This is a genomic window from Sphingomonas pokkalii (genome assembly GCF_003096275.1).
Lineage (GTDB): Bacteria > Pseudomonadota > Alphaproteobacteria > Sphingomonadales > Sphingomonadaceae > Sphingomonas > Sphingomonas pokkalii.
Map to the genome: position 1 here is coordinate 923,109 of NZ_QENQ01000001.1, position 18,679 is coordinate 941,787.

Genomic DNA, 18,679 nt, shown 5'->3' on the forward strand with positions numbered 1-18,679 from the left:
TTGGCTGCTGTCGGGGATAGAAGAGAGGCACGGACCGATGCGATGTCAACGCGGCCGGATCTAGATTACATCCTAGATAGATTCGGCCGAAATCAACGCCCAACGCGCATCCAGACGCGCCCGATCCTGCCGCAGGAGGGCGATGCGTTTGCTGCCGGCGAAAGGAAACGTGCGCGCGGTGCTGCGCGCCGGGCGCACGTGGATTGCGCTACGTCCGGCGATGATCGAGATGCGCGGCAAAGCCGCGGGGTGCCGTGGCGGCGATCTCTTCCTTCAGCTCCACCAGCTTATCAACATAATCGCCCCCCGCCTGGGGTCGGAACGGGATCGGCGCGATGGTGAACAGGCTTGCCATCCGTTCCCGGATCTCCCTCGAGGTCTCCTGGAAGCGTGCTTCGTCCATGCGATCGGTGCGATAGACCACATAGGGCGGCAGCACGTCGAAGCCCGGATAATAGAGCATGCCGTGGTTGATCGGGAACAGGAGGTCGTCGATCGGCCCGTTGATGCCTCGATCGCTGTAATGCGATTCCCGGCCACCGATCGTGACCATCACCATCGCGCGCTTTCCGGCCAGTCGACCGGCGCCGTAGCGTTCGCCGCCATTCTGGTAGCCGAAGCCGGACGACCATACCCGGTCGATCCAGCCCTTCAGGATTGCCGGCACGGAAAACCACCACAGTGGGAACGAGAAGATGACCGCGTCGGCCCACAGCACCTTCTCCTGCTCGTCGAGCACGTCGCGGGTCAGCGTACCTGCCGCTGCCGCCTGCATCGAAGCGACCGGCGGGCGCATCTGCTCGTCTGCGGTCAGGTGCAGGAAGTCGGCACGATCCACCGCGGCCTTCCAGTTCATGGCGTACAGGTCGCTCACCTGCACGGCGTGGCCTGCGGCGCGGAGTTGGTCTGCGGCAACGTCGCGCAGTGCGACGGTGAGGGATGCCGGATCCGGATGGGCGGATACAATCAGAACGTTCATCGGCTGGGCTTTCGGCAGATGGAATGGTGCGGAAGTCGTACGCCCCCGCGTCCTCGCCAGTTAGGAAGCGGCTCATGACCATGTCAATCAGACGAGCCTGGTCGATGTTTAGTAAAATACATTAATATCAAATATTTGTGTCGTTTTCGGGGGCGCGGTTTGCGGTGATATCACCAGTGTAATGGTGCGCCGCGCGGCGGGTGGGCAGGGGCGCGCGCGATCTCCAATGTGATGAAGGTGCGTCGCGACAGGTTGGCCGTGGTGCTGATCCCCCCGCCAGACTAGATACCCTCGCGGTCGAAGGGGACTGAGATGCCAGGGCACGTCACGCGCGTATCGATTTCCGGCCTCGATGCGTATCTGGACGAGGACGGCAGGCCGCGCGACGGTGCGCCGCTCGGCATGTTGTTGTCGGCCTATGCCGAGCGCAACGGCGACGCGACCGCGCTGGTCCTTGGCGGGCAGCAACTGAGCTTTGCCGCGCTGGATCGAGCAGCCAACCGGCTGGCGCGGCACCTCCAGTCGATCGGCGTGGGACAGGGCGATCGGGTCGTCGTCTGTATGCGCAACCGGCCGGAATGCATTCAGGCGATGTATGCAGCCTGGAAACTGGGGGCGACGCCGTGTCCCATATCGTTCCGGCTCGTCCAGGCCGAGTTCGATGCGATCCTGGCGCTGGTGGATCCGCGCTGCCTGGTGGGGGACAGCCAGACCCCCTCGGCGTCGTGCGCCTTCGTCAACGTCGATACCGTCTCGCTCCAGGACCTGCCGGGAGAGCCCTTGCCGCCCGCCATCGCCCAGCCTGGAAAGATCCTCGCCAGCGGCGGCAGTACGGGGCGCCCGAAGCTGATCGTCGACCCGCTGCCATCGACATGGGGGGCGGACAAGGCCTCGATCTTCCGCCCGAGCGGCATCACCATCCTGAACGGCGGGCCGCTCTATCATACCGGGCCGTATAATTACGCGATCCTGCCGCTGGCGGAGGGCAGCAAGGTCGTCTGCATGGAGCAGTTCGACCCCGTCGAATGGCTGCGCCTGGTCGAGGCGCACCGCCCCCATTCGGTCAACATGGTTCCGACGATGATGAGCCGGATCGCCAAGCTGCCCGTCGAGATCACGCAAGCGGCGGACCTCGGCTCGATCCAGGTCCTGTTCCATGCTGCCGCACCGTGCCCACCGGATATCAAGCGCTGGTGGATCGACCGGATCGGCGCGCAGCACGTGCTCGAAGTCTATGGCGGCACCGAACGCATCGGCGCCACGATGATCTTCGGGGACGAATGGCTGGCGCATCCCGGCTCGGTCGGAAGGCCGGTGTCGGGCGACGAGATCGTCATCCTCGACGATGCCGGCAACCAGCTTCCGCCGCATCAGGTGGGCGAGGTGCATTTCCGGCGGCCGGCGGTGGGGCCGGGCACCAAATACAGCTATATCGGTGCGGACAGCCGCATCCGGGGGGAACTGGACGGTTTTGGCGATCATGGCTGGCTGGATGCGGACGGCTATCTCTACATCGCGGATCGACGCACCGACATGGTCGTGGTTGCCGGCATGAACGTCTATCCGGCGGAAATCGAAGCGGCGATCGAATCCCATGCCGCGGTGTTGTGCTGCGCAGTGATCGGCCTGCCCGATGCGGACCGCGGCAATCGCCTGCACGCGATCGTCGAATTGCGCGGGGGCATTGCGGCACCGGAAGACGGGCTCGCGTTCCTGGCCGGGGTATTCGAGCGGCTGTCTCCGTTCAAGCGGCCGCGATCGGTTGAATTCACCCATGATCGCATCCGCGACGATGCCGGAAAGGTGCGGCGCGGGGATCTGCGGGCCGCGCGGGTAGCACGCATGTAATTTCGGCCGATCGTCGGTGTTTTCGAGGTGAGATCGCTCCCCGCCCCCGGATAAGCTGCCCCATCTTTTCAGGAGGATTGGAATGCAGGATTATTCGGGCAAATGGCTGCGCAAGCCGCAGTGCCTGCTCTTCGAGATCGTGGGCGCCGTCGCTCGAGTCACCTTGAATCGGCCGGAAAAGCGCAATGCGCTGTCGCACCGGCTCGTCTATGAATTGCGCGATGCGCTGCTCGAGGCCGACGATCGGCAGGATGTCAACGTCGTCCTGCTGGAAGGTGCGGGCAAGGACTTCTGCGCCGGCTATGATCTCACCTCTTCCTACGAGGACTGGCAGGGCGAGGCGGCCGAAGCGGCGGGGATCGACTATCGACCGGCCTATGGCAGCTTCGAGAACGACTGCTGGGGGATGGAGCGCTTTCAGGCGATCCCGGACCTGATCCTGTCGATGCACAAGCCGGTGATCGCGAAGATTCACGGCAATTGCCTCGCGGGCGGGACCGATCTCGCGCTTCGCTGCGACATGATCGTCGCCGCCGACGACGCCAAGATCGGTTTCCCGGCCACCCGCGCCAACGGGTCGCCGCCGTCGCACATGTGGACCTATCATGTCGGGCCGCAATGGGCGAAGCGCCTGTTGCTGACCGGCGACGTCATCCTGGGCCGCGACGCTGCCAAAATCGGGCTGGTGCTCGATGCAGTACCGGCCAACGAGATCGACGCGTTCGCGATGAACCTGGCGCAGCGCGTGGCGCTGGTCGATCCGGAACTCGCCGCCGCCCAGAAACGCATCGTCAACATCGCCATGGAGCAGATGGGGATGATGACCGTCCAGCGCTTCGCCCGGGAAATGGATGCCCGAGCCCATCTCGGCACCGGCCCGGCGCGGATGCGCTTCCGCTCGGACATGCGCGAAGGCGGGCTGAAGCAGGCGCTCGCCAACCGCGACGGCCCGTTCGGCGACAGCGTTATTCGGCTGCGCGCCGAGCGCTGATCGAACCCGTGCGACTCCCGCGTCGGACCGCTGGGGCCGGCATGGGAGCGCGCGGGCCTTAGTCGGCGCGCGCGCCGCCTTCCTGGCGATTCTTCGCGACGATGCCGCGAATCAGCGTCTCGACCCATTTGTCCATGATGTTGTTGGACGACAGATCGAGGCCGCTCAGGTGCATCTCGCTGATGCCGCGCAGCGTGCCGATCATGATGAAGCGGCAATGGCGCGGCGTCAGTGCGGGATCGAGTTCGCCGCGCTCGGCGGCGCGCTCGAACATCCGGTCCATCGTCGCGCGGAACCGCGCGGTCATGCTGCGAATCCGCAGCAGCGCTGGCTCGCTCAGCTGGGCGCGCTCGCGGATCGCGACGATCACATAATCGGCATGCTCGATCAGGTCTTCGCGCTGGCATTTGAAGAAGTGGCGGATCTGCTCGGCCAGCGTCGCCTTTTCGCAGGCCTGATCGAGATAGCCTTGCGAGCGCTCCATGCCCAGCAGGCAGATCTCCGCCAGCGCTTCTTCCTTGGAAGCGATGTGGAAGTAGAGGCTCGCAACTTTGATCCCCAGCGCATCGGCGATCGCCCGCGTGCTCGCGCCCTGATAGCCGCTTCGCGCGAAGATCGCGGCGGCCATGTCGATCGCCTGCTGGCGACGACGACTATGCTTCCCGGTCATCTCGCGTTGCGAGACATAGGTTTCGGGCGCGTCCGACACGGCATCTACTCGCAAAGGGTCAAGGTCTGTTCAGGCGGCATCTTGTCGCTCTGGCTGCACCATTCTTAGGCGGGGGGCTGCAATCCTGTCCAGACGTGCAACGGGCGCCTGCCGTGCGATCACACCTCCCATTGCAGGGGCAGCGACAGCACGCCCATCACGCTGCCCGAGCCGCTGATCATCGGCTTGTCCGGAACCAGGGCGAAGTCCGGGATGCGCTTCAGCCATTCCTCGAGGAACAGGATCATCTCGTTGCGCGCGAGCGCGGCGCCGGGGCAGCGATGCGGGCCGCTGCCGAAGGTCTGGAAGTCCGGTCCGGTCGCGCTGCGGTCGAGGTCGATCACCAGTGGATCCGTCCAGCGGCGCTCGTCGAGGCCATGCAACGCGGTGGCGATGAAGATCGGGTCGCCTGCCTTCACCTGAATGCCGTCGAATTCCACGTCCGCTGCGGCCTGGCGGGCGGGCCCGGCGACGCCGAAGCGCCGGATGATCTCGTCGATACGCTGCGAAATCAGCTGGGGCTCGGCGCATAGACGCCGCCGAAGCGGTGTATTGGCGGCCATGTGGGCGGCGATGAAGCCCATCATCGATGCCACGGTGTCGAGCCCGCCGAACAGCACCTGCGCGCATTCGCCGACGATCTCGTCGCGGGTCATCGGGCGGCCGAGCACTTCGCCATTGGCGATGCGGCTGATCATGTCGCTGCCCGGGTTCGCGATGCGTTCGTCGACCTTCTCGGCGATATAGGCGTACATCCTGCCATAGGCTTCCATCCGCGTGGCGGGATCGGGCATCCGCACGACTTCCGCCAGTTCGGACAGGAACAGCCGGTCCTCGCTGGGGAGGTCGACCAGCGACAGAAACACCTCGATGGGCAGGTGCTGCGCGAAGTCGCGAGTGAAGTCGCACGCGCCCTTGTCGCGCAGCCCCTCCACCAGTTCGATCGCCAGCGCGCGCGCCCTGTCGATGGCGTCCTTCAGCGGCTTGCCGAGGACATAGGGCATGATGAAACTCCGATAGGCGCGATGCAGCTGACCGTCGGACTGGATCGGGATCAGGGGAAGCGAACCCGGCGGATTGGGCGGAACCCAGGCGCCGCCGCTGATAAAGGCTTCCTGGTCGCTCAGGACGCGTTCGATCACGTGCGCCCGCATCGGAATCCAGTGGCCGCCATTGCGCGGTGAATAGATCAGCGAGGGGCTTTCGTCCTGCAACTGCTTAAGGGCGATGTGGAGGTCCGGGTCGATCGCCTGAATGGCGAAGATGTCCACGTCGCGGACAAGCGCTTGCGGGACATGGGCCGGTATCGGCGCGAGGGTGGTCTGCATTGCAGGTCCTTTCGATAGGCGATCGCGGCGCTAATGGGTGGTCGGCAGCGCATGGGTGTTGTCGCCGCCGATGTGGAGGTTCGTCCCCGTCGTCGAATCGGCCAGCCTGCTTGCCAGCAAGGCGGCCGCGGCGCTGAACTCCTCCGTCTTGTCGGGCTGCCGCGTGAGCCGGCCCGTGCGATTGCCTTCCTTCGACGACGGCCGTGCCGAAGGGGCGCGCTGGCCGACGGCGAGGATCGGGGCGGGGCTGATGAGGTTCGCGGTCACGCCGGTGCCTCCCAGCGAGCGGGCGAGGCTGATGGTGAGATTGGCAAGCGCCGCTGCGCTCGCCTGGAAATCGGGGATATCGGCGGAGGGCAGGAAAGGGCTGGCCCCGCTGAGGTTGATGATGCGGCCCCAGCCCTTGCGGCGCATCGCCGGAACGAAGGCGCGGATCGTCCGCACGGCGCTCAGCACATTGGTCGCATAGCACCGCTCCCAGCCCAGTTCGGGGGTCGAAAGCCAGTCCGGCGCATCGTCTCCCTGCTCGAACGCCGTGTTCACCAGAATGTCGATGTCGCCCCGCGCCGCGACTTCGGCAACGATCGCGGCGGCGCCTTCGGGCGTCGAAAGATCGCCGACCACGCGTTCGGCGCTTCCCCCGTCGCCGATGATCGCGCTCGCCGTCTGGTCGACGCTGCGGCGGTCCAGGCCATGAATGACGATCTGGACGCCTTCGGCCGAAAGCCGTTGCGCCACGGCCTTGCCGATTCCGCTGCTGCTGGCCGTGACCAGCGCCCGCTTTCCTTCAATTCCCAGCTTCATGGCCGCCCCCGGTGCCTGCAGACCAGATCCGTTATGCGCGCGAGGCCCGGATCAATCCGATCGGCCGTCGAAAATCAGAATCTCGGTTTTGGAGTGGCGGTTCCGCAATTCGACGTACGGGCGGTATTCTTCCGAGTTCAGGAAGTCCCTGATCGCCTCGCGCGACGGAAAAATGAAGGTTCCGATGCCGGTGGGTATCGGCATCTCGCCTTCGGGCCGCTCGATGATGCCGGCCGAAACGAAATCATAGTCGCCGCCATATTTGCGGACGATCTGGGGAACGTTGGCAGAATATTCGCCGATCCAGCTGAAGTCTTCGGCATACAGCATGGCGATCATATGGGCGGACATGGCGTGTTCTTTCTCTTCGAGGTTGAGCGGAGCGCGGTGTTGTCAAGGCGATGGATGCGTCCCGGCTTTCGGCGGCGCGGCGATGGTTTCTGCAAAGGTGCGAAGATCGGCCGCGAACGCCTGGGGCTGCTCCATCGCGGCGAAGTGTCCGCCGCGCGGCATCGGTGTCCAGCGAACGATGTTGTAGCTCTTTTCCGCCAGGCTTCGGGGCGGCGGCGAGAACACCGGATCGGGGAACGCCGCGACCGCCGTCGGCGTCGTGACGGGATGTTCGAGCAGCACCGCGTTATCGTGGGTATTTCCCAGATAAATCCAGGTCGACGTGGTCATGCTGCCGGTCGCGACGTAAAGCATCACGTTGGTCAGCAGGCGGTCGATCGAATGGACTGCCTCCAGGTCCGGTGTGCCGTCGACATGCGGCAGGTCCGACCATGCGACGAATTTCTCCAGCATCCAGGCGGCCGCCCCGACCGGGCTGTCCTCCAGCGCGAAGCCGAGCGTCTGCGGCTTGGTGCGCTGGAGCTGGGCATAGGCACCTTCGCTGTCGCGCGAGCGGGCCTGTTCGGCGCGATAGGCCTTTTCCGCTTCGGTTTCCGCGCGTGCGCCGCCATGGCTCAGTATCGCCATGTTGAGGTGCAGCCCGATACAGGCCTGAGGATAGTCGTGCGCGATCCAGCTGCCGATCGCGCTGCCCCAGTCGCCGCCCTGGACGATATAGTGTTCATAACCGAGGGTGCGGGTCATCAGATGGTGCATCATGCCGGCGATCGTCCGGGCACCGATCGGGGCGCGGAGCTTGTCGGAGAAGGCGAAGCCCGGCAGCGACGGGATTACGAGATCGAACGCGTCCGCGGCCGTGCCGCCAAATCGTTCGGGATGGGCCAGCCGTGGCGCGACGTCGCGAAATTCGGCGAAAGAACCCGGCCAGCCATGGAGAAGAAGGATCGGCAGACGCGTCGCGCCGGCCTGGCTTCGCAGATGCACGAAATGAAGCCGCCCCTGATCGGTCTCCGCCCGGAACTGGGGCAGGCCGTTGAGCGCAGCTTCCTCGGCGCGCCAGTCATAGCCGTTCGCCCAATGGTCGACGATGCGACGAAGTGTGTCCTTCGCCATCCCTGCACCCCAGCCGCCCGCGTCCGGAACGCTGTCCCACGGAAAGGCACGCACACGATCCTGAATCCAGGAGAGCCGCGATTCCGCAATGGCGATCGTGAACGGCACCGCCGTGGGCATGGGCTCTCCTTGTCTTGTACGTCCTTTAGGCTGTTTGATTGCCTCTGCGGGCAGGCGGGCGCCAGCCGGTGCAGCGAATATCATAAGGGTGAAGGCGGGTGCCGTTCACCGTTCGGCGTGAACGGTTTCTCCGCGCTAAATCATGCACCGGATGAATGACGGCCATGGAGCCGCATCGGCGTTGACCCGGGGGAACTGCCCGGCCAGCTTGCATTCGGAACGATCGGTGCATTGCAAGGGGCAGCTGCCACGCTCGCGGGAGCGTGACGCCTGTCCTGCCATATGTTCTGGACCGTCCGGGCACGGCCGGGATCCCATGATTTCGGGTCGGAAAGTAGAGTGAGGAGAGGTCGATGCTGGACGAAAAAGCCAATCTGAATGGCAAGGTCGCGGCGCTGCTTGGTGGCGGTGGCGGGATCGGTGCGGCGGCCACGCTGGGACTGGCGCGCATGGGGGTCGACATTGCCGTGTTCGACAAGGACGGCGCGGCGCTTGCGGAGACCAAGGCTGCCGTCGAGGCGCTGGGGCGCCGCTGTCTCGCGTTCGAAGGCGACGTCCTTTCCAGCGACAATGTGCGCGATTTCTACGCCGAGACCGGGGCGGCGTTCGATCGCCTGGATATCGTCGTCAACGTCGCGGGCGGCGTGCGGCAGCGCGATTTCCTTACCGGCACGGACGAGCAGGACGCGGAGGATATCCGACGCAATTTCGGCTATGTCATCCAGTCGATCCGTCTCGCGGTGCCGCTGATCGAGCGGCGCACGACCGGCGGCAGCATCATCAATTTCACCACGATCGAGGCCTATCGCGGGGCCGCCACCTTCTCGGTCTATGCCGGTGCCAAGGCCGCGAACGCCAATCTTCGCCGCGCGCTCGCCGTCGAGTTCGCCCGCCGCAACATTCGGGTCAACGAAATCACGCCGGATACCACGCCGAGCAACGGCAACGCCAACGCGCTGCTGCCGGAACTGACCGCCGTGATGATGGAGACGCCGCCCGAGGTGATCGAAAAGGCGATGGCCATGTACATCCCCCGGGGAACCGCGGCGACTCCCGACGACCTGGCCGACACGGTGGTGTTCCTGGCTTCGGACCTGTCGCGTTCGATCACCGGCGTGAACATCAATGTCGATGGCGGCACCTCCGCGGCATCGGGCTTCATCGATTGGCCGGGGGGTGGCTATTGCCCGGCGCCGCTGGGCGATTCCATCAAGCTTCTCTTCCCCGGCCATTGATCCCGCGCGCCGGCGGCTTGGGCTGCCGGCGCGATCGGATCGCGCCGTTTTGGTTGGGGCGGTGCCGGTCAGTCGGCGCCGCCCCTTCCCACGATGGCTTCGATCGGGTGGCCGATGATGTTGGCCAGGCGCCACTGCGCGCCGTCATGATGCACGGTGTAGGTGCCGCCGGTCGTTTCGGTTTCGCGGCCATCGCCGAAATGCCGGACGACCTCGACGCCCGCCAGCGCGGCATCGGCCCCCAGCATCCGGACAGTGCAGGCGACGAGCTCGCTTCGTTCGAACCCCTGCGCCAGAAGCCCGTCCCGCATCGCGTGCATCCGCGTGATGAAGTCCTCTGCCGTGAAGGCGGTCGCGATTCCGGTGCCGATGATCCACGAAAAGGGGAAGTGATAGGAAGCGGCGGCGGCGGTGAAGTCGCCGGAATTGAACTTCTCGATATAGTCGAACAAGAGCGCTTGAACGGCGGCGACGGAATCCTGATCGGTCATCGGTGAAGCTCCCTGGGCAAGCCAATCTGCCTGAGCGGCTCTTGTGCCCGAGCATGGGAGCATCGCAATCGTGCCGCGCGCAGAACCGCGCTCGCGGCGCGCCTTATCAACCCGCTGATTTCGAACCGCGGCGGTCCGCGAGAAGGATGTGCTGCGGCGATTCGGTTTCTATAGACTGGCGGCGCCTCTCGCACGCGGGATTTGGGGTGGCATCCTGGCGGCCGATGGGCGGTGCCAGGACCGGGCCCGCAGGTGCAACACAGCAACAGACGGTGGCATCATGGACGATCCTTCACTCTATCATCGGTTCCAGCAGACGGTTGCTATCCATGGGGAGCGTGTCGCGATCACGGAGGGTGAGGCGCACCTGACCTACCGTGCGCTCGAACAGGCGAGCCGCGAGGTGGCGGCGGCGCTGATCGGGCTGGGGATCGAGCGCGGCGACCGCGTCGCGATCTGGGCCGTCAACCGCACGGAATGGGTGATCGCGGCATTGGGGATCCAGGCGGCGGGCGGCGTGCTGGTTCCGGTCGGCACCCGGCTGCGCGGCCGCGAAGTGGCGGGGATATTGAACGATGCCGGCGCCAGGCTGATCTTCTGTGATCCCGGGTTCGGCGATTTCGACTTTGTCGAGGCCCTGCTGGCGCAGGATCTGCCGGCGCTGGAGCGGATCGTTTTCTTCGAGGAGGGGGCCCGGCCCGAAGGCGACCGGCTGCAGTCGCTCGCTGCGCTTCGCGCTTCGCCGCACCGCGTTGACGATGCCGTGCTCGACGCCCGTATCGCCGCCGGCTCGGGCGCCGATCTTTCGGACATCATTTTCACCTCGGGCACCACCGGGCGCCCCAAGGGGGTGTTGACCACGCATCGCAAGAGCTTGATCGCCTGCGACATCCAGCTCGCCGAAATCAACCGCTTCACGCCGGACGACGTGTTCGCGGTCACCTTTCCGTTCGCGCACAATGCCGGTTATCGTGCCGGTTGGCAGGCGTCGTTGCTGAATGGCGTGCGCATCATCCCTGCCCGCACGTTCGATGCAGGCGCCTTGCTCCGCCTGATCGAGAAGGAGGGCGTGACGATGCTGCCCACGGCGCCGCCCGTCGCGCAGGCACTGCTCGATCACCCCGATCGCGCGAGCACGAATCTGTCCAGCCTGAAGATGATGGCGGTCGGCGGAACCGTCGTACCCGTCCGCCTGATCGAGGACATGCGCGCGCAGCTTGGGACCGGCACCATCGTGCAGACCGGATATGGCCTTACCGAAGCGGCCGGTTCGCTCACGATCACCCATGACGACGATCCGCCCGAAGTGATCGCCACCACGGTGGGCCACCCGCTGAGCAACATCGAGATGAAGATCCTCGATGCGGCGTACCGGGAAGTGCCGCTCGGCACCGTGGGGGAAGTGGCGGTGCGGGGGCCGCAGATCACGCCCGGCTATCTCGACAATCCCGAAGCCACGGCAGCAGCGTTCACCGAGGACGGCTTTCTCCTCACCGGCGACGCGGGCTGGCTCGATGCGGCCGGGAACCTGCACCTTACGGACCGCATCAAGGACATGTATCTGGTGGGCGGCTTCAACTGTTATCCTGCGGAGATCGAGCGCATCCTGGCGCAGATGCCCGGGATCGCGGCGGTTGCGGTGATCGGGGTGGAAGATCAGCGCCTGGGGCAGGTGGGCCTTGCTTTCGTCGTCCCGGAGAAGGGCACGGCGCTGGCCGAGGCCGACGTGATCGCCTGGTGCAAGGCGGAAATGGCGAACTACAAGGTGCCGCGGTCCGTCCGCTTCCTGGATGCGCTGCCGCTCAATGCCACCGGCAAGATCGCCAAGATGGATCTGAGGGCGATGGCCTGAAGCCCCTGGAACCTCAGGATGGCGGCTGCGCACGCGGCTTGCCGGCGACCAAGCACAGCAACGAAGTGGAGACAGGCATGGCCGCACAGAAACCGAGCGCGATCGCCGAGGCCTTGCCGGGGGCGGACGCGATCCGCCTGCTCGAATTCGTGCAGGTCGGGCCGGATCGCTTCTGCAACCGGTTCAGCGAAATCGCGCGCAACGATCATCTGTTCGGCGGCCAGGTGCTTGCCCAGGCGCTGGCGGCGGCGAGCCGGACGGTGGAGGGGCGTCGCTGCCATTCGATGCACGCCTATTTCCTGCGTGCCGGATCGGCGCGGCGAAGCATCGCGTTCGACGTCGAGCGGACCCGCGACGGCGGCCGTTTCTCGACCCGCCGCGTCGTGGCGAGCCAGGGCGACCGGGCGATCTTCCACATGGAATGTTCCTTTCACGATGCCGAATCCGGCCTTGCGCATCAGGTTGCGACGCTGCCGGATGTGCCGCCGCCGGAAAGCCTGGCGGATATCGCCGCGATGCCGGTGGAGGGCGAGATGGACGGGCTCGGCAACATCGTGGTGGCGGCAAGGCTTTTCCCGCTGTTGCAAGTCCGCCTGGTCGACCATGAACGAATGCGCGCGCCGGACCCTTCCGCGCACCGCCAGTTCTGGGTTCGCGTTCCGAGTGCTGCCGGCTGCGACGATCCTGCCATCCAGCAGGCGCTGCTGGCCTATCTGTCGGACTTTCTATTCTCGGGCGCGGCGTTGCTGCCGCACCCTATCCAATATCGTTCCCCGCGCCTATCGGTGGCGAGCCTGGACCACGCCATGTGGTTTCATCACCCGCCGCACTGCGACGACTGGCTCCTCTATGATTGCGATGGTCTGCAAGCGGGGGAGGGGCGCGGCCTCACGCGCGGGCTGTTGCTCGACCGCGCCGGACGGCTGATCGCCAGCGTCGTGCAGGAAGCGCTTTTTCGCCCCAAGGCCGCGTTGGAATAGCGGCCGTCCGGCGCGGCACCCATCCCTGACATGATATCCGCGCAGACGGGGCGCGCCGCGTGGACCGGGCATCCTATCCCGTGCAAGTCAGCGGGCTTCAAGATCCCGCCGGAGTTGCTGCGATGACCGATCCGATCCTGTTCGACACGCCCGAAAAGGGTGTCCTGCGCATGACGCTCAACCGCCCCGATGTGTTGAACGCGCTGAACTGGGACATCTACACCGCGCTCCTCGGCAAGCTGGAGGAAGTGCGCGCCGATCCCGATGTGCGGGTGGTGATCCTGACCGGAACCGGGCGCGGTTTCTGTTCGGGCCACGATCTCAAGAGCGCCGGCCCGTTCCCCCATGCGCGGGAGGGGCTGGGCAAGCCCTACGCCAATCGGCAGGGCATGTTGTGGCTGAACCGCATCCCGCTGGCGATGCGGACCCTGCCCCAGCCGATCCTCTGCGCCGTCAACGGCACGGTTGCAGGCGTGGGATATACGCTGGCGATGGCATCGGACATGTGCATCGCGGTTCGTGGTGCGAAGTTCATCAACACCATCCATAACGCTGCCACGGGTGCTGAGTTCGGTCTCTCCTATCTCGTAAGCAAGGCCGTGGGCAGCCAGCGTGCGGCCGAGATTCTGCTCACCGCCCGGCCGGTGGAAGCGGAAGAGGCGGAACGGATCGGCCTGATCCTGCGCGCGGTGGAGCCGGACGGGCTGATGGACGAGGCGCTGACGATCGCGCGTGGCATCATGGTGAATGTGCCGCTGGGCGTCTGGCTGACGAAACAGTCGCTGTGGCTGAACCAGTCGGCCGGCAGCCTGGAAGCGGCAATCGAACTGGAGAACCGTGCGGTGATGATCGCGCAGTCCACCGAGGATGCCAAGGAGAAGCGCCAATCGTTCTGGGAGAAGCGGGCGCCGAACTTCACGCTCACCTGAGCTGGTATCCACTACGGCATGTACCGCGGGGCGCGCTGATCCAGAACGCGCGCGCCGCGTCGGCCATCGCGTGGGTGATCTTTGCGCACCGCAGCATGTCCTTGCTTCCGGTTTCGCGCGCTTCTCCTTTAGATCGCCCGCACCAAAGGCCGGCTCGGCCGGCCGATGCGCGGGGGCATTCGCGCGAGAAGGAGACAAGGTCAGGTGGCAGAAGAAATCTTCATTCTGGCGGGCGCCCGAACGGCGATCGGCGACTTTGGTGGCGCCTTGAAGGACGTTCCTCCCGCGGATCTGGGCGCGACGGTAATCGGCGAGGCCGTCCGCCGGGCCGCGCTGTCTCCGGCCGATGTCGAGCATGTCGTGATGGGGCAGGTGATCCCGACGCTGCCGTCCGATGCCTATCTGGCACGCGTTGCGGCGGTCCGCGCCGGCATTCCTTATGCTGCGCCTGCGCTCACGCTGAACCGGCTGTGCGGCTCGGGCCTGCAGGCGGTGATCTCGGCGGCGCAGATGATCGCGCTGGGCGAGATCGGCGTGGCCGTGGCCGGTGGCGCCGAAAGCATGAGCCGCGCGCCCTATCTCGCTACCGGCATGCGCTGGGGCACCAAGATGGGCGAGACGACGATGCTCGACATGATGGTGGGCGCGCTGTCCGATCCGTTCGACGCCGTCCATATGGGGATCACGGCGGAGAATGTCGCCGATCGCTTCGAGGTCTCGCGCGAAGCCCAGGACGCATTGGCCGCCGAAAGCCACGCCCGCGCCGCCCGCGCGATCGCCGAAGGCAGGTTCGAAACGCAGATCGTCCCTGTCGAGGTCAGCACGCGCAAGGGCATCACGGTGTTTGCCACCGACGAGCATGTCCGCGCCGAGACGACGGCGGAAAGCCTCGCGGCGCTGCGCCCCGCCTTCCGCCGCGACGGATCGGTGACCGCGGGCAATGCCTCGGGCCTCAACGATGGCGCGGCTGCAGTGGTGCTCGCGTCGGCAAGCGCGGTCGAAGCGCGCGGCTTGCAGCCTGTGGCGCGGATCCTCGGCTGGGGGCATGCCGGTGTCGATCCGCAGATCATGGGGATCGGCCCGGTCGCAGCCGTGCCGATCGCGCTGCGCCGCGCCGGGCTGGAACTGGCCGCGATCGACGTGATCGAGGCCAACGAAGCCTTCGCCGCCCAGGCCTGCGCGGTGGCGGCCCAATTGGGCTTCGATCCGGCCAAGGTCAATCCCAACGGCAGCGGCATCGCGCTCGGCCATCCGATCGGCGCGACCGGTGCGATCACCCTGGTGAAAGCACTGTATGAACTGCAGCGGATCGGCGGGCGCTATGGCCTGATCACCATGTGCATCGGCGGCGGGCAGGGTATCGCGATGGTCATCGAACGTATGGAGGCGCGCGCATGAAGGTCCTGGTACCGGTCAAGCGGGTGCTTGATTACAACGTGAAGCCCCGCGTGAAAGCGGACGGGACGGGCGTCGATCTGGCGAACGTCAAGAAGAGCATGGCGGTATCACTATGATGCCTATGCCCCGGTCGTCTTCGACAAGGCTGGCATGCTGGCCGGCGCCAGCGGCTTCATCGGCTGCGCGGCGGCGATCTTCGGTTCGCTCTGGCGTGCGCGCCGTTCGAGCAACGTCACCACCTATGGTTCGGCGCGGTGGGCGAGCTCTCGCGAAATTGAGCGCGCCGGGCTCCATGGCGACGCAGGTGTCATGCTGACCGCCAGGCCAGTGAAGGGCGTGCTGGTGATCCAGCCTTCCTTCAGGGCCCATTTGAAGAGCGCGGCGATGTGCGCAAGGTAGGCGCGGTTGATCGTTGCCGGCTTGATAGACTCGATCTTCAGGCGTTTGCCCGCCTCGATAGCCTGCGGCACCGACAGCCCTTTCAGGGCGGCATGGCGGCCCATCCCAGCCGGCAAGTCGCGCAGCATGGCGACGACGCCGCGCGCATCCTCGCGGGTGACCGAGGAGGCGTGAGGTTGTCCAGAATGACCACGTCGGGCCTGTAGGAGCGGACCAGGGCAAGGTTCGCGTCCTGCTCTTCCTCCTTCCCGAAGTCGGGGAAGATGGCGTCCGGTGACTGGCCATGGCGGGCGAGAACGGTGAGGTTCGTACCGGCCGCGCCTAGGTCGATGCCCTCGATGGTGCCCGCCAGCATCCGCAGGCGCTCTTGCAGGTCGTCCAACGGCATCTCGCCGTCGATCAGCAGGACCCGGCGGGGACGCTGCGAGGTCCAGCCCATCAGGCTCCCGCCGCCCGCGATGGCGAGGGCCAGAGACAAGGTGAACATCGTCTTCCCCACGCCTGCCGCCGCCCAGACGAGGCAGCTTTCCTGTTCGCGGAGCCACGGGGACAGCAGTTGACCACGTCTCCGCCTCCAGCACCCTCGACGCAAGCGCGCCAAACCCCTGAATGTCTCCGTCCGCCAAGCGCCGTGACAGCTCGCGTTCGCTGTACGTCAGCTCGTTTCTGACCTCGTCCAGGATGACGTGGGGGGTGGGCTCATGAAGATGGGAGTGGTCCAGCTCTTCGTTTCGCTGAAGGAACCATCGGGACACGATGGCAACGGCTTCGATGCTGGTGAGGGGGCGTGCGACGACTTCGCCCAACCGCTTGCGGGCTTCATCAACGGCTGCCCAATACCGCTGCTCGGCGAAGCCACGGAGGCGCTGCGCCTGCTCCAAGCCGTCCGTATTCAGCGCAAGACGGAAAGGCGCGCGACCTACGACCGGCCACAGCTCCTTGGGGTACGCCTTGTTGAAGGACCAGCGCCCATTTCGCTGGATCAGGTTGGATTTCCGCGACACGTCGCGAGCCTCTTCTGTGACAGGTTTATGTGCCACCGACTGCCGTAAGCTACAGAAATCCAATGATTACCTCCCCCTAAGGGGAAGTGGTGCCCAGAAGAGGACTCGAACCTCCACGACCTTGCGATCGCCAGCACCTGAAGCTGGTGCGTCTACCAATTCCGCCATCTGGGCACGGGGTAGGCCGGCGCCTCTAGTGGAGCTTTGCGGGGGGTGTCAACGACTTTCTGCGAAAAATATTGGACTTCGCGTCGCGCTTGCCGTTTAGCCCTCCACACGGCATTGGGGCCGCAGGTTCGCGAGGCAGTGAGGCGGAAGATGAAGGACAGGCTGGTAACCCTGATCGGCGGTGGGGGCTTTCTCGGCCGCTACGTGGCGCAGGAGCTGCTGAGCGCCGGTGCGCGCGTCCGCGTCGTCGAGCGTAAGCCGCGCGACGCGTGGTTCCTGAAGACCCAGGGCAATCTGGGCCAGACCCAACTCGTTGTCGGCGACATCACCAAGCCGCAAACGCTGGCTCGCGCCCTGCAAGGCAGCGATGCGGTGGTAAACTTCGTCGGCATCCTCTCGGGCGATTTCGAGAAGGTGCATGTCGACGGCGCCCGCAACGTCGCCGAGGCCGCCAAGGCTGCCGGTGCGTCGGCGCTGGTGCACCTCTCGGCGCTCGGCGCGGATGCCGGTTCGCCTTCGGCCTATGGCCGCAGCAAGGCGGCCGGCGAGCAGGCCGTGCTCGCCGCGTTCCCAGGCGCGACCATCCTGCGTCCCTCGATCGTGTTCGGCCGGGAAGATGCGTTCGTGAACCGCTTCGCCGGCATGATCGCAGGGGCGCCGCTGGGGGTGGTGCCGGTGGTCCGCGGCGAGACGAAGTTCCAGCCGGTGTTCGTCTCCGACGTTGCCCAGGCGGTGACCGCGGCGCTCGCCAATCCGGCGGCGCATGGCGGCAAAACCTATGCGCTGGGCGGACCCGACGTGCTGAGCATGACCGCGCTGATGCGCTGGATCGCCGGGGCGATCGGCCGCACGCCGTGCTTCGTCGAACTGCCCGACTCGCTCAGCGGCCTGATCGCCGCGCTGCCCGGCACGCCGATCACGCGCGATCAGTTCGCAATGCTGCAGGCCGACAATGTCGTGCCGGCGGGTGCCGAGGGTCTCGCCGCGCTGGGCGTGCAGCCGACGCCGCTGGCGACGGTGGCGCCGAGCTGGCTGGTGCGTTTCCGCCAGGCCGGCCGCTTCAGCCGCTTCCGCGCGACCGCCTGATCCCGTTCCCCCTGCCGGGCGGCGCCTTGCAGGGGGTCGCCCGGCGCGACCCCTTGAAGGAGCCCTTTCCATGACCACGTTGCTGGTGGCGATCCTGCTCGGCATCGTCGAAGGCGTTACCGAGTTCCTGCCGGTCTCCTCGACCGGGCACCTGATCCTCGCCAGCGAGTTGATGGGCTATGATTCGGCACGCTGGGCGATGTTCAACGTCGTCATCCAGCTGGGTGCGATCCTGGCGGTGGTGGTGCTCTACTGGCGCACCTTCTGGGCGGTGCTGGAGGGGCTGCTGAAGCGCAACCCGGTGTCGATCCGGTTCGTGCGCAACCTGCTGATCGCCTTCATTCCCGCCGCCGTGATCGGGCTGGTGCTGCACAAGCATATCGAGGCGCTGCTCGGTGCGCCGAAGGTGGTGGCCTGGGCGCTGATCGTTGGCGGCGTCGCGATCCTCGTCATCGAGCGGCTGGTCAAGGCCGCGACGATCCACGGCATCGCCGAGATCCCGGTGGTGCGCGTGATCGGTATCGGCTTCGTCCAGTGTCTGGCGATGGTGCCGGGCGTCAGCCGCTCCGGCGCGACGATCATGGGCGCGCTTTCACTGGGCGTCGAGCGTCGCACGGCCGCCGAGTTCAGTTTCTTCCTCGCCATCCCGACGATGCTGGGCGCGACCGCGCTGGAACTGCTCAAGAATCGCGAGATGCTGGTTACGAGCGGCGTGGGCTGGGGTGAGATCGGCGTCGGGTTCGTCGTTGCGTTCGTGGTCGCGCTGGCGGTGATCAAATGGTTTGTCGGCATCGTAAGCAAGCACGGCTTCACGCCCTTCGCCTATTATCGTATTGTTGCGGGAGTCGCTGCGTTGATTTGGCTTTCCGTTCGATAGGGCCGAAATGGCCTTAT

At 66.0% G+C, this 18,679-nt stretch carries 19 protein-coding genes, 1 tRNA gene and 2 pseudogenes; 12 read left to right on the forward strand and 10 right to left on the reverse strand.

The genetic code is table 11. The annotated features are described in order from the left end of the window. Positions 1-208: 208 nt before the first annotated feature. Complete coding sequence (locus tag DD559_RS04215) at positions 209-979, reverse strand: NAD(P)H-dependent oxidoreductase (RefSeq protein WP_116468081.1); 771 nt, start codon at positions 977-979, stop codon at positions 209-211. Between the two features lie 312 nt (positions 980-1,291). Between DD559_RS04215 and DD559_RS04220 the strand changes: the two genes are divergently transcribed. Together DD559_RS04220 and DD559_RS04225 are read left to right on the forward strand one after the other, a co-directional pair. Next, on the forward strand, positions 1,292-2,827 hold the full coding sequence (locus DD559_RS04220) for an AMP-binding protein (protein ID WP_116468082.1): 1,536 nt from the start codon (positions 1,292-1,294) through the stop codon (positions 2,825-2,827). 82 nt (positions 2,828-2,909) lie between these two features. Then, a complete protein-coding gene (locus tag DD559_RS04225; RefSeq protein ID WP_116468083.1) occupies positions 2,910-3,818 on the forward strand; it encodes a crotonase/enoyl-CoA hydratase family protein in 909 nt (302 codons plus the stop codon). Between the two features lie 58 nt (positions 3,819-3,876). On the opposite strand, the gene DD559_RS04230 is transcribed toward DD559_RS04225, so the two are convergent. From DD559_RS04230 to DD559_RS04250, 5 genes are all read right to left on the reverse strand, one after another. Further along, positions 3,877-4,527, reverse strand: a complete 651-nt coding sequence (locus DD559_RS04230) for a TetR/AcrR family transcriptional regulator (protein ID WP_116468084.1) — start codon at positions 4,525-4,527, stop codon at positions 3,877-3,879. Positions 4,528-4,646: 119 nt separating this feature from the next. Then, on the reverse strand, positions 4,647-5,855 hold the full coding sequence (locus tag DD559_RS04235) for a cytochrome P450 (protein ID WP_116468085.1): 1,209 nt from the start codon (positions 5,853-5,855) through the stop codon (positions 4,647-4,649). 30 nt (positions 5,856-5,885) lie between these two features. Further along, positions 5,886-6,659 carry an SDR family NAD(P)-dependent oxidoreductase gene (locus tag DD559_RS04240; protein ID WP_116468086.1) on the reverse strand — a complete coding sequence of 258 codons (774 nt, stop codon included), beginning with the start codon at positions 6,657-6,659 and terminating at the stop codon, positions 5,886-5,888. Between the two features lie 51 nt (positions 6,660-6,710). Further along, entirely contained in the window at positions 6,711-7,010 is a 300-nt protein-coding gene (locus tag DD559_RS04245) for a DUF1330 domain-containing protein (RefSeq protein WP_116468087.1), read from the reverse strand. Between the two features lie 42 nt (positions 7,011-7,052). Further along, positions 7,053-8,243 (reverse strand): epoxide hydrolase family protein, encoded by a 1,191-nt coding sequence (locus tag DD559_RS04250; RefSeq protein ID WP_116468088.1) that lies wholly within the window; start codon positions 8,241-8,243, stop codon positions 7,053-7,055. 353 nt (positions 8,244-8,596) lie between these two features. On the opposite strand from DD559_RS04250, the gene DD559_RS04255 reads away from it, so the two are divergent. Next, positions 8,597-9,478: an SDR family NAD(P)-dependent oxidoreductase gene (locus DD559_RS04255; RefSeq protein WP_116468089.1), complete on the forward strand. Its 882-nt coding sequence runs from the start codon at positions 8,597-8,599 to the stop codon at positions 9,476-9,478. A 68-nt stretch (positions 9,479-9,546) separates the two neighbouring features. On the opposite strand, the gene DD559_RS04260 is transcribed toward DD559_RS04255, so the two are convergent. Beyond that, the gene (locus DD559_RS04260) at positions 9,547-9,969 is read right to left on the reverse strand and encodes a DUF6841 family protein (protein ID WP_165830973.1); all 423 of its coding nucleotides are present in this window, start codon (positions 9,967-9,969) and stop codon (positions 9,547-9,549) included. 280 nt (positions 9,970-10,249) lie between these two features. On the opposite strand from DD559_RS04260, the gene DD559_RS04265 reads away from it, so the two are divergent. The 6 genes and pseudogenes from DD559_RS04265 to DD559_RS20070 all read left to right on the forward strand — a co-directional run. After that, positions 10,250-11,821 carry an AMP-binding protein gene (locus DD559_RS04265; protein WP_116468091.1) on the forward strand — a complete coding sequence of 524 codons (1,572 nt, stop codon included), beginning with the start codon at positions 10,250-10,252 and terminating at the stop codon, positions 11,819-11,821. Between the two features lie 77 nt (positions 11,822-11,898). Next, complete coding sequence (locus DD559_RS04270) at positions 11,899-12,801, forward strand: acyl-CoA thioesterase (protein ID WP_133243772.1); 903 nt, start codon at positions 11,899-11,901, stop codon at positions 12,799-12,801. A 122-nt stretch (positions 12,802-12,923) separates the two neighbouring features. Then, positions 12,924-13,730 (forward strand): enoyl-CoA hydratase/isomerase family protein, encoded by an 807-nt coding sequence (locus tag DD559_RS04275; protein WP_116468093.1) that lies wholly within the window; start codon positions 12,924-12,926, stop codon positions 13,728-13,730. Between the two features lie 204 nt (positions 13,731-13,934). Beyond that, positions 13,935-15,128 carry a beta-ketothiolase BktB gene (gene bktB, locus DD559_RS04280; RefSeq protein WP_497006768.1) on the forward strand — a complete coding sequence of 398 codons (1,194 nt, stop codon included), beginning with the start codon at positions 13,935-13,937 and terminating at the stop codon, positions 15,126-15,128. Then, positions 15,125-15,229: pseudogene (locus tag DD559_RS04285) on the forward strand (electron transfer flavoprotein subunit beta/FixA family protein); the annotation flags it as partial. The gene bktB and the pseudogene DD559_RS04285, both read left to right, overlap by 4 nt. Continuing rightward, positions 15,228-15,443: pseudogene (locus DD559_RS20070) on the forward strand (conjugal transfer protein TraG); the annotation flags it as partial. The pseudogenes DD559_RS04285 and DD559_RS20070, both read left to right, overlap by 2 nt. Here the strand turns inward: DD559_RS20070 and DD559_RS19565 are convergent. Further along, entirely contained in the window at positions 15,368-15,631 is a 264-nt protein-coding gene (locus tag DD559_RS19565) for a hypothetical protein (protein ID WP_165830974.1), read from the reverse strand. The pseudogene DD559_RS20070 and the gene DD559_RS19565 overlap by 76 nt on opposite strands. Then, a complete protein-coding gene (locus DD559_RS04295; protein WP_116468095.1) occupies positions 15,610-16,128 on the reverse strand; it encodes an AAA family ATPase in 519 nt (172 codons plus the stop codon). The genes DD559_RS19565 and DD559_RS04295 overlap by 22 nt, the downstream gene beginning before the upstream one ends. Before the next feature lie 100 nt (positions 16,129-16,228). Between DD559_RS04295 and DD559_RS04300 the strand changes: the two genes are divergently transcribed. Further along, positions 16,229-16,579, forward strand: a complete 351-nt coding sequence (locus DD559_RS04300) for a hypothetical protein (protein ID WP_116468096.1) — start codon at positions 16,229-16,231, stop codon at positions 16,577-16,579. A gap of 39 nt (positions 16,580-16,618) precedes the next feature. Here DD559_RS04300 and DD559_RS04305 read toward each other — a convergent pair. Continuing rightward, positions 16,619-16,705 (reverse strand) — tRNA-Leu (locus DD559_RS04305). 144 nt (positions 16,706-16,849) lie between these two features. Between DD559_RS04305 and DD559_RS04310 the strand changes: the two genes are divergently transcribed. Together DD559_RS04310 and DD559_RS04315 are read left to right on the forward strand one after the other, a co-directional pair. Then, positions 16,850-17,785, forward strand: coding sequence for a complex I NDUFA9 subunit family protein (locus DD559_RS04310; RefSeq protein WP_116468097.1), 936 nt, complete (start codon positions 16,850-16,852; stop codon positions 17,783-17,785). Between the two features lie 70 nt (positions 17,786-17,855). Further along, positions 17,856-18,662, forward strand: coding sequence for an undecaprenyl-diphosphate phosphatase (locus DD559_RS04315; RefSeq protein WP_116468098.1), 807 nt, complete (start codon positions 17,856-17,858; stop codon positions 18,660-18,662). The last annotated feature ends 17 nt before the right edge of the window (positions 18,663-18,679 follow it).